General features: G+C 70.7%; 13 protein-coding genes. All 13 read right to left on the bottom strand.

Annotation, left to right across the window (positions count from 1 at the left end; genetic code table 11):
* Positions 1-31: 31 nt before the first annotated feature.
* Positions 32-2,206, bottom strand: a complete 2,175-nt coding sequence (locus POF73_RS31640) for an MMPL family transporter (protein WP_272122386.1) — start codon at positions 2,204-2,206, stop codon at positions 32-34.
* Positions 2,207-2,300: 94 nt separating this feature from the next.
* Positions 2,301-2,810, bottom strand: a complete 510-nt coding sequence (locus POF73_RS31635) for an ATP-binding protein (protein WP_272122384.1) — start codon at positions 2,808-2,810, stop codon at positions 2,301-2,303.
* A 35-nt stretch (positions 2,811-2,845) separates the two neighbouring features.
* Positions 2,846-4,525: a DHA2 family efflux MFS transporter permease subunit gene (locus tag POF73_RS31630; RefSeq protein ID WP_272122382.1), complete on the bottom strand. Its 1,680-nt coding sequence runs from the start codon at positions 4,523-4,525 to the stop codon at positions 2,846-2,848.
* A 39-nt stretch (positions 4,526-4,564) separates the two neighbouring features.
* Positions 4,565-5,317, bottom strand: a complete 753-nt coding sequence (locus tag POF73_RS31625) for an SDR family NAD(P)-dependent oxidoreductase (protein ID WP_272122380.1) — start codon at positions 5,315-5,317, stop codon at positions 4,565-4,567.
* Positions 5,314-5,694 carry a holo-ACP synthase gene (locus POF73_RS31620; RefSeq protein ID WP_272122378.1) on the bottom strand — a complete coding sequence of 127 codons (381 nt, stop codon included), beginning with the start codon at positions 5,692-5,694 and terminating at the stop codon, positions 5,314-5,316. Before POF73_RS31620 ends, POF73_RS31625 begins: the two co-directional genes overlap by 4 nt.
* Positions 5,691-5,849: a hypothetical protein gene (locus POF73_RS31615; protein ID WP_272122376.1), complete on the bottom strand. Its 159-nt coding sequence runs from the start codon at positions 5,847-5,849 to the stop codon at positions 5,691-5,693. Before POF73_RS31615 ends, POF73_RS31620 begins: the two co-directional genes overlap by 4 nt.
* Positions 5,849-8,320: a beta-ketoacyl-[acyl-carrier-protein] synthase family protein gene (locus POF73_RS31610; protein ID WP_272122375.1), complete on the bottom strand. Its 2,472-nt coding sequence runs from the start codon at positions 8,318-8,320 to the stop codon at positions 5,849-5,851. The genes POF73_RS31615 and POF73_RS31610 overlap by 1 nt, the downstream gene beginning before the upstream one ends.
* A gap of 63 nt (positions 8,321-8,383) precedes the next feature.
* Entirely contained in the window at positions 8,384-9,403 is a 1,020-nt protein-coding gene (locus POF73_RS31605; protein ID WP_272122372.1) for a glycine cleavage T C-terminal barrel domain-containing protein, read from the bottom strand.
* 77 nt (positions 9,404-9,480) lie between these two features.
* Positions 9,481-9,978, bottom strand: a complete 498-nt coding sequence (fabZ, locus tag POF73_RS31600) for a 3-hydroxyacyl-ACP dehydratase FabZ (RefSeq protein WP_272122370.1) — start codon at positions 9,976-9,978, stop codon at positions 9,481-9,483.
* The gene (locus POF73_RS31595) at positions 9,975-10,262 is read right to left on the bottom strand and encodes a phosphopantetheine-binding protein (protein WP_272122369.1); all 288 of its coding nucleotides are present in this window, start codon (positions 10,260-10,262) and stop codon (positions 9,975-9,977) included. The genes fabZ and POF73_RS31595 overlap by 4 nt, the downstream gene beginning before the upstream one ends.
* A 46-nt stretch (positions 10,263-10,308) precedes the next feature.
* A complete protein-coding gene (locus POF73_RS31590) occupies positions 10,309-11,055 on the bottom strand; it encodes an SDR family NAD(P)-dependent oxidoreductase (RefSeq protein WP_272122367.1) in 747 nt (248 codons plus the stop codon).
* A complete protein-coding gene (locus POF73_RS31585; protein WP_272122365.1) occupies positions 11,052-12,047 on the bottom strand; it encodes an ACP S-malonyltransferase in 996 nt (331 codons plus the stop codon). Before POF73_RS31585 ends, POF73_RS31590 begins: the two co-directional genes overlap by 4 nt.
* Positions 12,044-12,493 carry a 4'-phosphopantetheinyl transferase superfamily protein gene (locus tag POF73_RS31580; RefSeq protein WP_272122363.1) on the bottom strand — a complete coding sequence of 150 codons (450 nt, stop codon included), beginning with the start codon at positions 12,491-12,493 and terminating at the stop codon, positions 12,044-12,046. The genes POF73_RS31585 and POF73_RS31580 overlap by 4 nt, the downstream gene beginning before the upstream one ends.
* Between the last annotated feature and the right edge of the window lie 208 nt (positions 12,494-12,701).

Below are 12,701 nucleotides of genomic sequence, written 5' to 3'. Positions count from 1 at the left end.
CGATTGCGTCGGCGCCCTTCTTCCTTGGGCGTCAACCGTCGGCCGGGCCGCACTTCGCATGCAGCCGTCGCAGCCAATGCGGGCAATACCAGGCGAGCTCGCCGAGCAGCCGCAGGAGGGCCGGCAGGAGAACGCCTCGGACGACCGTGGCGTCCAGAAGGATGGCCAGGCCGCTGCCCAGTCCGAACATCTGCATAAAGCTGACCGAGCTGGTGGTGAAGGCAAGCAGGCTCACGGCGAGCAGCGCCGCCGCGGCGGACACGAGGGCGCCGGAGCGGGCGAGTCCCTTCGGTACGGCCTGGGCCGGCGGCAGCCCCTGATCGTGCAGTTCCTTGATGCGGCTCAGCACGAAGACCTCGTAGTCGGTGGAGAGGCCGAAGACGATGCAGGACATCAGCACCGTCATCGCCGTGTCCATCGGCGTCGGCGTGAATCCCAGCAGGGAGGAGAAGTGCCCGTCCTGGAAGATCCACACGAGGATTCCGAGAATCGCGCCCAGCCCGAGGGCGTTGAGCGCCAGCGCGCGCAGCGGCTGTATCACGCTGCCGGTGAACAGGAAGAGCAGGACGAAGGTGCTGACGGCGATCATCGCGATCACGAACGGGAGCCGTTGTGCGATGGCGAACTCGGCGTCCATGACCTGGGCGGTCGCCCCGCCAACGAGAGCGGTGGTGTGACCGGGAGGGGCCACGGCGCGGATCCGGGCGACCAGCTGACGCGCTTCGGCCGAGGCGGACGCATGGCCGCTGCGTACGGTGAGACGGCGTACTTCACCCGCCTGCTGCGGGTGAAGGGGGCACTGGGGCGTTGCGCCGCCGGCGCGGCGTGCGGGGGCGGTGTCAACGGCGATGACTCCGGGGAGAGCTGACAGAGTCCGTCGGTAGTCGGCAACGCGCCTGCGGTCGGCCAGGCCGGTCAGCACGATCTCGGTGGTGCCGTCGCCGCTGAATCCGGGGAAGTCGGTGCGCAGAGCGGCGGCCGCGGTCCGGCTCCTGGAATTCTCGGGCAGCACACGTTCGTCGGGCATTCCGAAGTGAACGCCGAGCAGTGGTGCGGCGGCGAGCGCCAGCAGGGCGGCGGTGGGAAGGGCGGTGGTCAGGGGGCGGCGCATCACCGTGCGGGCGGTCTTGTACCAGATGCTGCTTCCGTTCCGCGGACGGGCCTTGCGGGCCCGCGTCCCGGCGTCGGCCGGGCCGACCCGGTGTCCGCTGACCGTCAGCAGCGCGGGCGCGATGACCAGCGCCGCCAGTGCCGCGGTCGCCACGACTGCGATGCCGGCGTAGGCGAAGGATCTGAGGAAGTAGAGCGGGAAGACCAGGAGCGCGCTCAATGCGGCGATGACCGTGGCTGCGGAGAACACAATGGTCCGTCCGGCCGTGGCCATGGTGTGCACCACGGCTTCCCGGATGCTACGGGCGGAGTTCATCTGCTCGCGGAAGCGACTGACCATCAGCAGCCCGTAGTCGATCGCCAGGCCGAGCCCCAGAGCGGTGGTGAGGTTCAGCGCGAAGACGGACACGTCCGTGACGCCGGCGAGCAGGCGGAGTTCCGCGAGGGTTCCCAGGATGGCCGCCCCGCCTATCGCGAGCGGGATCAGTGCGGGGACGAGACCGCGGAAGACGATGATGAGCAGCAGCAGGGTTGTCGGGACGGCTATGCCCTCGGCCAGCGCCAGGTCCTTGGCCACCTGCGCGGTGATGTCGTGGTTGGTGCCCAGTGGACCTCCCGCGCGCACCCGGAGTCCGGGGCCGGCGGCCGCGTTGGTGACGTACTCGTCGATGAGCGCGCCGGCATGCCGAGCTGCCGCTTCCTCGTTCTCCGCGAACCGTACGAGGACGAGTGCGGAGCGGCCGTCGTGCGCCTTGAGTGTGTCGTTCGGTGTGCGCCAGTAGGAGACGATGCTGTCGACCCCTGGGCGTCGGGCGAGCCGGTCGGTGAAATTGCGGCCCGTGTTCCGCACCGCCGGGGAGTCGACGGTGCCGTGCCGTGGGTGTACGAGAAGCACCAGCCCCGTGGTGCCGCCGAACTCCTTGTCGATGAGTTCGGCCGCCTTGGCGGAGGGCGCCGCGGGGTCCTGGAGTCCACCGGCTTTGAGGTGACCGAAGACGCCCGAGCCGATGCCCCCGGCCACGAGGGTCAGCAGGCCGGCGAGCACGAGGACGGTGCGTGCGCGGCGGGAGAGGAGAAATCCGAGTCGTCGTAGCATTCAGGGCCTCCGCGGGTCCCGGGGCGGACCGAACACGTACGCCCGAGAGGTGGTGTGGGTCGGGTGTCGTTGTGGTGTGAGCGAGGGGCGCAGGTCAGGTGATCCGGTGGCGCGGGCCCTGGTGACGGTGCCCTTGAGGCCCGCGGACGGCTTGTGAGCACGGTGCGTTGTGCAGGTCGGCCCACACGACGTGGCCGGCTGCGACACGGGCGGATCCCCAGGCGGTGGCCAGTGCGTCCACGATGTTCAGACCGCGTCCCGAGGTGCCCACGCCGTGATCGGGGCGCGGCCACAGCGGTGGCAGGGCGGCTCTGCAGCCGGGGCCGTGGTCGCCGACCAGGAGGTGGAGGGCTTCGCCGCCGTCGCCCAGCAGGACGTGGCTCATGGCGAGCCAGACGGGCCCCGCGCCGTGCTGGACCGCGTTGGCCACCAGCTCCGAGGCGATGAGCACACAGTCCTCCGCCAGCGCCGTGCACCGTGTCTCCACCACGAAGGAGCGCACATGCCGGCGCGCCATGCCGGCCGAGGCCTGGTGTGCAGGCAGGTACCAGGCCGGGGTGGCGTGGACGACGTGGGGGTGGTGGGGCGGTTCGGAGCAGTACATGGCTGCCTCCTGGGGGACGGGCGGTCTTGTGTGTTTCAGGGGGAGGAGGGTCCTCCCGGGTTGGTGGCGAAGGAGCCGGGTCGATGGCCGGCCGCGTGCCGTACTCGGCGGCGGGCGTGGCGTCCGCGCCGGCGGCGGGACATCGCCGCGGTGCCGTTGCCGGTGGACAGACCTCGGCTGACCAGGCAGCACAACACGATGACGGCGACGGGCAGGACCATCGAGGTGCGCCATGCGTCGACGAAGGCGTGCTGGAAAGCGTTGTCTGCGAGGGCGCGGAAGTGGACGGCCTCGGCGGGGCTCAGGCCGGTGGGAACCGGCGGGCGGGTGATGCCGTCTGCGGCGGCGCCTGAGAAGGCGTCAGTGAACGTGCTGCGCAGTGAGCGGGGAAGGCCGGCTGCGGCGGCGTCGGCGTGAGAGCGCAGGTCGGCGACCAGCCGTATGTGCAGCAGGGATCCGACGGCGACACCGCCGAGGAGGCCGCCTACCTGGCGGGCCGTGTTGAGCACTCCGGAGGCGCCCGCGGTGACGGAGGGGGTTATGTCGCCCAGTGCGATCTTGGCGACCGGGGCCAGGGTGCATCCGATGCCCGCGTCGGCGAGGAGCATGGCGGGCAGCAGCCGCCAGGCGTTCATGCCGGGCTCTGCGCAGGCCACGGTCGCCGCGAGCCCGGCCGCGTAGGCGACCAGGCCGGTGACCAGCAGCGATTTGGTACGAACCCCGTTGCTGAGCCGGCCCACGACCAGTGCGACGAGTCCGACGGCCAGCGCGGACGGCGCGGTGACCTGCGCCGCGGCGAGCGGTGCGTTGCCCAGCACGGACTGGAGGAAGAACAGGAGCGGCAGGGCGGTGCCGACCACCGCGAAGTGGACGCCGGCGCCCACGACCGTCGCCCGTACGAAGTCCCGCTGTCCGTATAGCGCGTGGGGCACCAGTGGCTCGCGGTGATTGGTCCGCTGCTGCGCCACGAAGGCGATCAGCAGGACCACTCCGGCGACGAGTGCGGCCAAGGGAGCGGTGGTCCCGGCGGGCCCTCCGGTCGACATCCTGCGGAACTCCAGCAGGCCGTAGGAGAGAGCGGCCAGGCCGGAGGTTGCCAGCAGGGTGCCGGTGAAATCCCAGCGGTGGCGGACCCGGGGGCGGTGATCGGGCACGACGAGGGCCGCCCAGACGAGCGCGACGACCCCGACCGGCACGTTCAGCAGGAAGATCCATTCCCAGCCCGCCGTGGCGACCAGTACACCGCCGACGAGGGGGCCGGCCACGGCGGCCAGTCCGATCACCCCGCTCCAGACCCCGAAAGCCGTGCCGCGCCGGTCAGCGGGGAAGAGGACGACGATGAAGGAACTGGTCTGCGGCGTCAGCAGGGCGGCCCCCAGGCCCTGGACCACGCGCAGGGCGATCAACTCGTCCGCCGAGCCGGCTGTGCCGCACAGGCCGGAGGCGGCGGTGAAGATGACCAGTCCCGTCAGGTACAGGCGCTTGGGGCCGAAGCGGTCGCCGAGCCGACCGGCCGTGATCAGGAAGGCGGCATAGGCCAGGACGTAGGAGTTCACCACCCACAGCGCCTCCCGCAGCCCGCTGCCGAGGTCGTGGCTCATGACCGGGATGGCCGCGTTGACCATCGTCGTATCCAGGATGATCATGAAGAATCCCGTACAGAGCACGGTCAGGACCAGCCACGGGCGGTCGCGCAGTTGATCGGTGCCGGACATCCAATTCACTTCCCTCCCACGACAGTTGGCGGCCTCGGCTCAGCGGGCCGTGTAGCCGCCGTCCACGACGAGTTCGGCGCCGGTGATGTAGGAGGCCGCCTTCGACGCCAGGAAGCCCACCGCCGCGGCGATCTCGTCGGGCTGGGCGCACCGGCGCAGGGGAGTGGCCTCGATGACCCGTTCGACGAAAGGCGCCGGAGCCTGAGTGGTCATGGCGGTGTCGACCATGCCCGGGTAGACGGCGTTCACGCGGATGCCGTGGGGAGCCAGCTCGACGGCCGCCGCGGTCGTCATCGTGCGCACGGCCCCCTTGGCCGCGTGGTAGGCGAAGGAGGTGCCCGAGCCGACGATCCCGTATATCGAGGCCACGTTGACGATGACGCCGCCGCCGGCGGAGCGCAGGCACGGGGCGGCCGCTCTCATGCCGAGGAACGTGCCGCTCTGGCAGACCGCTATGACACGCGCCCACTCCTGCTCGCCGACGTTCTCCAACGGGTTGTACCCCAGTACCCCGGCGTTGTTGACCAGCACCGTCAGGCGTCCGAAGCGGCGGCGGGCCAGCCGTGTCACGCGCTCCCACGCCTCCGGGCTGGTCACATCGAGCGCGCAGCCCACCGCCCGGCCGCGCCGTCCGCCGCGATTGAACGCGTCGGCTGCCCGGCGGCAGGCATCGCCGTCCAGGTCTGTCAGCAGGACCCCCATGCCCCGGTCGAGGAAGTGACCCGCGATTGCCCGGCCGATGCCGCCGAGCGCGCCCGTGACGACGGCCACCTGATTGCCCGTTGCCGTCATGGCGCGACTCTCCGGACCGGGAGCCACGCAAGAGCCGCCGCACAGCCCTTGGCATGGGCCAAGGACACTGCGGGGCGCGGGAGGTGAAGGGTGCGCAGGTGATCCGCCGCCACCCCGTGAAACTCCATGGTGGGGGCGGATCCGGGCCTGCGGCGTACTTCCATCGCATGCCAGGTGGCGGGGCACAGCGGCCATCCGAGGAGCTGGGCGACTGCCTCCTTGGCCGCCTTGCGCGCGGACAGGTGCTCGTGAGCACGCCGGTAGCCGTAGCTGAAGGCCAGCTCTTCGCGGGTGAGCCAGTCGCCCCAGCGGGCATCGTCGGGTGGCGGGACAAACGCGGGTGAGGTGAGCGCCAGGGCCCGGGTCGGAGTGTTCATCGCACGTCCTCCGGTGCACCGGTCCGACGTGGTCGCAGCGGGAACGGCGCCAGGACAGCGGCGATGATTTCGGTGACGGTGGGCCAATCGGTCCACCGGTGTTCCGGGGCGATCGCCGCCGCGACCGTCACCGGGACGGGAAGCGGTGTGTCCATCACGCGGCCTCCTTCGCGGCTGTCGAGGGCCCGGTGTCGTGACAGGGCGCGAGGACGAGGGAGGCGTAGGTTCCGCCCCAGTTGGCCGCCGTGATCAGGCACGAGGCCCCCGTCTCCGGCACTGGACCCAGGTAGTCGGTGACCGTGCCGCGGGGATCGGCGGGCGCGGGCGTCTCGGGGCTCCACCCGCTGCGCACGGTTTCGGTGGCGCAGACCGCGGACATCAGCGCGGTGGTGCTGTGCACATGCCCGACGTACGGGCTGAGATTGCTCAGCCGGACCCTGCCCGGCTCCCAGACCTCGGCGACCGCGCGGACCTCGGCGAGATCGATGGCCGCGGTGCCCCGCGCATCGCCGTAGACGGTGCCGATCTCACCCGCCGTCAGGCCCGCGTCATCCAGGGCACGGCGGAAGCTTTCGGCCCAGGCCCGGCCGGAGGGGTCGTTGCCCGCGACCCGGTAGGCGTCCGAAGTGACCGCATGGCCCTTGATCTCGGCCAGGATCGGGGCTCCCCGGCGCAGGGCGTGATCAAGCGACTCCACCACCAGCGCTGTGCTGCCCGCGCCCAGGACCGTGCCGTCCGAAGTCGCGTCGTAGGGGCGGATGGTGTCGTCGGAGAGCAAGCCCAGCCGGTCGAAGCCGCAGTGCAGCAGGGGCGTCAGCTCATCCGCGCTGACCGCGAGCATGACCTCGGCCTCACCACGCCGCACCAGGTCAGCGGCGTACGCCAGGCCGGTGAGTCCGGAAGCGCCTCCGGTGGCCAGTGTGGACAGCGGGCCGCGGATCTGCAGCGCGAGGCAGGCGTGGCCGGCCGCGGCGTTCATCACCGAGTTGGGAAACAGCCGTGGGTTGACCCGATGGGGGCCATGGGTTCCGATGGTCTCGCTGAGCTGTGCCACGGTATGCATCGGTCCGCTGAAGGTGCCGAAAATCATGCCCACGCGTTCCGAATTGGCCCGGGTGATGCGCAGACCGGCGTCGCGCAGCGCGATACGGCTGGCGGCGAGGGTGAGCAGGCCGATCTGGTCGAGGCGGCGTGCATAGGCCGGGTCGACGTGGCGGCGGCAGTCGGCGCTGTCGATCTCGGCCGCCCGCCGGGTCCGTGAGAGGGAGAGATCGGCCAGACGGGCCGGGCCGATGGCGCTCGTCCGCGCTCTCAGCGCGTCCACCAGCTCCCGCCGCCCGCTCCCGATCGCCGTGACCGGGCCGGCACCCGTGATGACCACGCGGTGGTCGGGTGCGGCGGCCGGCGGGACCGGGTGGCGGCCCAGTACCAGCGAGCAGTTGTTGCCGCCGAAGGCGAAGGAGTTGGAGACGACGACGTCGAGGGCCTGCGGCCGAGCCCGGTTGGGCACGATGTCCCGCGGCGTACCGGACGACTCACCGACGTTGATCGTCGGCGGGAGCATGCCGTCCCGCAGCGCCAGGACACAGGCCGCCGCCTCCATGGCCCCGGCAGCCCCCAGCATGTGTCCGACCTGGGACTTCGTGCTGCTCATCGGGGTTGAGGGCGAGTCGGCGAAGAGGTCGGCCACTGCCTTGGTCTCGGCCTTGTCATTGGTGGGCGTACCAGTCCCGTGGCCGTTGACGTAGTCGACCCGGTCCGGGGTGAGCGAGGCCTGCGCGAGCCCGCGGCGCATCGCCCTGGAGGCGCCGCTGCCCGCCGGGTCGGGAGCGGTGGCGTGGTAGGCGTCGCTGGTCAGCGCGTACCCGAGGACGTAGCTGAGGACTGGAGCGCGACGGGCCCGGGCCACCGACTCCGCTTCGAGAACCAGGAATGCCGCCCCTTCACCGAGGTTGAGACCGGTGCTGCGCGAGTAGGGGGCACAGGGCTCGGGGTCGAGCGCGTTGAGGCTGTCGAAGCCGGCCAGCGAGAGGATGTCGAGCACATCCACACCGCCGGCGATCATGACGTCGGCCCGTCCCTCGCGGATGGCGTCCACCGCGTATCCGATGGAGTTGGACCCGGCCGCGCAGGCGTTGGAGATCACCACTTTGGGGCCGCGGAGCTGGAAGGCGACACTGATCGCATCCGCCGAGGTGTAGAGCGGATAGCTCGTCAGCAGACCACGCCGGCCGGCCCCCGGCCCCCCGGCCAGGACGTCCCAGTGGAAGCGTTCCCCCTGGTCCAGGCCCCCGACCGAGGTGCCGACGGCCACCCCCATGCGGTACGGGTCGTAGTCGGCCGACGCCAGATGCGCGCTGTCGAAGGCTTCCTCCACGGCTGCCAGGGCCAGCCGGGTGGCTCGGTCCGGATGAGTTCCCGTCCGCCGTACGACGGCGGGCAGCGAGTCCACTTCGCCGGAGTACTTGCAGCTGAGTGTGGAGACGTCGAGCCGCTTGGTCCTGTCGATTCCGCTCGCGCCCTCGCACACGGCACGCCATACCTGCTCCACGCCGTGGCCCAGAGCGCAGCTGATGCCGATTCCGGTGACGGCGACGCTCTCTTCCCGCCGCTTGCTGGGACTCATGGTGTTCTCCTGTTCGCTGCCTTGGCGGCCATGGACGCCGGGGAAGAGTCGTACGGGGGTAGCTCAGTGGAGGGGTACGTCGAGGCTGGTGGCCGTCAGGAAGGGGGCGGAGACCGTGCGCACCGCCGTGCCCGTGCCGGCCAGACGGAAGTCCTGGCCGGAAGCCGCCACGCCGTGGTCGACGACGGCGGTGCCGATGAACCGGGCCAGTGAGGGCGACCACACGCAGTGCGTCACGCATCCCACCTCGGCGTCGCTGACCGCGATGACGGCCCCGTGGGACGGTGCGGCCTCCAAGGAGGCATCGGCGACCCAGCACACCGGGACGCGGTGCTCCTGCTGCCGGCGCTGTTCGAGGGCGTCCCGGCCGATGAAGTCCTGGCCCGTGTCGAGCATCCACTGCAGGCCCACGTCGAACGGGGTGACCGGTCCGCCGCAGTGTTCGTGCTCCAGGCCGGCGAACCGGACCTCCATCCGGCAGATGTCGAGCGCGTCCTTGCCGCATGCGACGGCGCCCGCCGCCAGGAGCTCTGCGCGCAGCCGGTCCGCGTCGCCGGACGGGGCGATGAACTTGTAGCCGTACTCGCCGGTGAGGCCGGTGCGCGAAAGCGTCACCGTGCCATCGCCCCACTCGACGGCGACACAACTGCGGTAGGCGAGGGCGGCGATGGGGAAGTCGAGATACTTTTGAGCGATCTTGAAGGAGGACGGGCCTTCCACCGCGAGCACCGTGTGCCGGGCGCTGATGTCGTCCACCGTGACGTCCGGGAATCCCGCCGCGGCCGACAGCAGGTGCGGTACGGCTTCGGAGGCCTGGGCCGGCCAGATCTCCACCAGGTAGTCGGCGCCGCGGCAGTGGATGAGCGTCTCGGCGACGATGGTGCCGTCCTCGCGCAGCAGCAAGGAGGACGTGCTCTGCCCTTCGAGCAGAAAGTCGACACTGCGTGTACCGACCCGGCCGAGGTAGGCGGTGGCGCCGGGACCGGTCACCTTGAGCAGGCCCGCGCCGTCGTAGTGGACGAGGCCGACGCCATGGCGCAGGGCCGAGTACTCCTCGTCCGTCGTGGTGTAGCTGGTCTTCATCGTTTCTCCGTAGGGGTTCAGCGGGGTGCAGTGGGTACGGACGTGTGGGGGCGCCGCGGGTGTGGCGCCCGCCGGTTCTACGACCCGTGAAGTTCGGTGACGGCCAGGCGGGCCGTCATCACCGGTTCGCTGCCGACCGATGCCTGACCGGTGACCGAGATCAGTCCGCCCAGCCGTGGGCCGCTCTCAACGCGGAAGACGACCTGGTCCCCGGGGAGGACGGGTTTGAGGAACTTGGCCTGTCGGATCTCGGCCAGATAGCCGACCCGGTCGGCGACATCCGCCACCAGGTCACCGGTGGCCGACTGCGCCGCAGCACTGCCGTAGACGACCGCGGCGAGCTGTGCGACGCATTCGACGAGCAGGACGCCGGGGTAGAGCATGCGGCCGGGGAAGTGACCGGCCAGGACGCCGTCGGAAGCGGTGACGTTCTTGATGGCCTCGGCGCTGGTGCCCGGTTCGAGTGCGGTGACCCGGTCGAGCAGGAAGAACGGGTAGCGGTGCGGCAGCAGCCGGGCGATGTCGTCGGCGCTCAGTACCGCCGCCCGCGCCGTCGAAGAGGGTGTTCCCGTCATGCTGCGGCGCCTTCGATGTGGTCGACCAGCCGGTTGAGCGACAGCAGGCTGTGGGTGTCGTCGTCGGTGACCGTGACACCGAAGGTGTCCTCCACCGCCATCGCCAGCTCCAGGGTGTCGATGGAGTCGAGCTCCAGGCCGCGGCCGAACAGCGGCTGGTCGTCTGCGATGGAGCCGGGATCGACGTCCAGCGAGAGGCGGTCGATCAGCAGGTTCTTGACCTGCGAGCAGAGCTCCTGTCGTGCCGTCGCTCGTCGGGTCGCCTGTTCGAGTGTCATCACCATGGTGGGGTCTCCTGTCGGTGTCGGGATGCTGCGGGGGCTTTCGGGGTCAGCAGAGGAGGCCGCCGTCGACGACGACCGACGTACCGGTGACGTACGCCGCCGCGTCGCTGAGCAGGAACCGCACGACGGAGGCGACCTCCTGGGGCTGCCCGATGCGGCCGAGCGGCACATGCCGCAGGTTCTCCGTCAGGCGGCCGGCGGGCATCTGACGGGTCATCGAGGTGTCGACGAAGCCGGGGACCACGCAGTTCACGCGGACCCCGTAGGAGCCCAGTTCCTTGGCGAGCACCTTCGTCAGCGCCACCCCGCCCGCCTTCGCGGCCGCGTAGTTGGCCTGGCCGGCCGGCGGACTGAGCGCACTCGTCGAGCTCACGGTGACGATGGAGCCGGTGCGCCGCTTGGCCATCAGCCGGGCGGCGGCGCGCGTGCACAGGAACGCGCCGGTGAGGTTGGTGTCGATGACCTTGCGCCAGTTGGCCTCGCCCATCATGAGCGCATAGCCGTCGTGGGTGATGCCCGCATTGTTGACGAAGGCATCGAGCCGCCCGTGGTCCTGTCTGACCTTCCGGAACATGCCCTCCACATCGGCCGCATCGGAGATGTCCGCCTGGATCAGCTGGGCATCGGGACGTATCTCCCGCACCTGGTCCAGGGCAGTGCCGGCCTGTTCCGGCTTGCCGCGGTGATTCATCAGCACGGTGGCACCGCCGCGAGCCAGCTCCTGTGCCACTGCCAGGCCGATGCCCTTGGTGGCGCCGGTGACCAGGGCGATGCGCCCTTGAAGATCGCTCACGTCATCTTCCCTTGGTTGAGGTGGGGCACGGGGACCGGATGGCCGAGGTCGCCCGCGCCGGTGCGGGCGGGTGGCGGGGACTGACGCAGTGCGTCCCAGGTCGTCAGATGGCGGGCCGTACGCGCCATCTCCCTGCCGAGACCGCCCAGTACCCGGCCGGGTCCCGCCTCGACGTAGACGTCGGCGCCCAGCGCGGCCAGGGTGGGCACGGTGTCGCTCCACCGCACCGGCGAGATCACCTGTGTCAGCAGGTCCGCGCGGTAGGCCTCGATGTCGGTGATGCGGCGGCCGGTCGTGCTGGAGACGAACGGGATGCGCGGGGCACTGAGCGGGGCGGCGGCCAGCGGCTCGCGCAGGCTGTCGCGGGCCTCGTTCATCAGCGGCGAGTGATAGGCACCACCGACGGTCAGCTTCCGGGCGCGCAGCGCCCCGGCGTCGGCCGCGGCGTCGATGACGTGCTCGATCGCGTTCACGGTGCCGGCCACTACCAGCTGGCGCGGAGAGTTCCAGTTGGCGACGACCGCGACGTCGGTTCCGAAGGAGGCCCGCCGACACAGTGCCTGCACCGTCCGCGCGGGGAGGCCGACGACGGCCGCCATCGTGCCGCGCCTGTCCCGGGCCGCCTGCGCCATCGCCTTGCCCCGGCAGGAGACCAGGGACAGCGCGGTGTCCTCGTCGAGACTGCCGCAGGCCACCAGTGCGGTGTACTCGCCCAGGCTGTGGCCGGCCACCGCGCCCGGCCGCCAGCCCGCCTTTCGGAGCCGGTCCAGCGCGGCCAGCGACCAGACCAGGACGAGCACTTGGGCGATCTCCGGGTCGGCGAGCGTCGCGGCGTCGGCATGCGTCATCAGCTCGGTCACCGGCAGCCCCGTGATCTCCTCGGCCCGGCGGGCGAGGGTGCGGGACTGCGTGCCCAACCGGTGCAGCTCGTGACCCATCCCGGGAAACTGGCTGCCCTGCCCGGGGAAGACGAAAGCGGCCGTCGTGATCATGACGGCGCACCCGGGGTGCGGGCCGCCGCCCAGGAGAGCACCAGGCCGCCCGCGATCGGGACGGAGGAGCCGACGACCTCCACTTGCTCGGCATCGGCCCAGCGCGCCAAGGGGCCGTTCAGCCGCACCGTCCACACATCCGGGTCCCTGTCGTCGTACGGGATCCCGACGCAGATGTCCGCGAGCCTGCCCGTGGGGGGAAGCCCACCCACCGCTTTGACCACGCTCTCCTTCACGCCGAACAGATGGCCGAGCACCTCGGCGAACGAGTGGTCGTCCGTCGCCCACTCCCGCGCGGTGCGGCGCTCGCGAGCGGTGAAGTACCGCTGGGCCAGGGCGTCTCCGCAGCGCTCCACGGCACGTTCCCAGCGGCACAGGTCCACCAGGTCCACACCGGCCGAATGAATGTGCGTCGGAATCTGCCCGACGGAATGGGGAATCTGCATGGCTTGCTCTCCGCGTCTTCACCGATAAGACCAGTGAAAGGGAATGGTGAATGGGTGGAATCCTTCGGGAATCCCCTCGGATGGCATGAACGTAAAGGCGCATCCTTGCTGCGTCAACACATGGGAAAGATTCATGTCAGTCCTTGTGGCGCCACTGAAATATTCCGGGGTCGGCGAGAAAGATCTGCAAGGGCCGGGAAATATTCGA

Origin of the sequence: Streptomyces sp. HD (genome assembly GCF_028369295.1) — a bacterium.
Taxonomy (GTDB): Bacteria; Actinomycetota; Actinomycetes; order Streptomycetales; family Streptomycetaceae; genus Streptomyces.
This window is presented reverse-complemented; position numbering and strand designations above follow the sequence as displayed.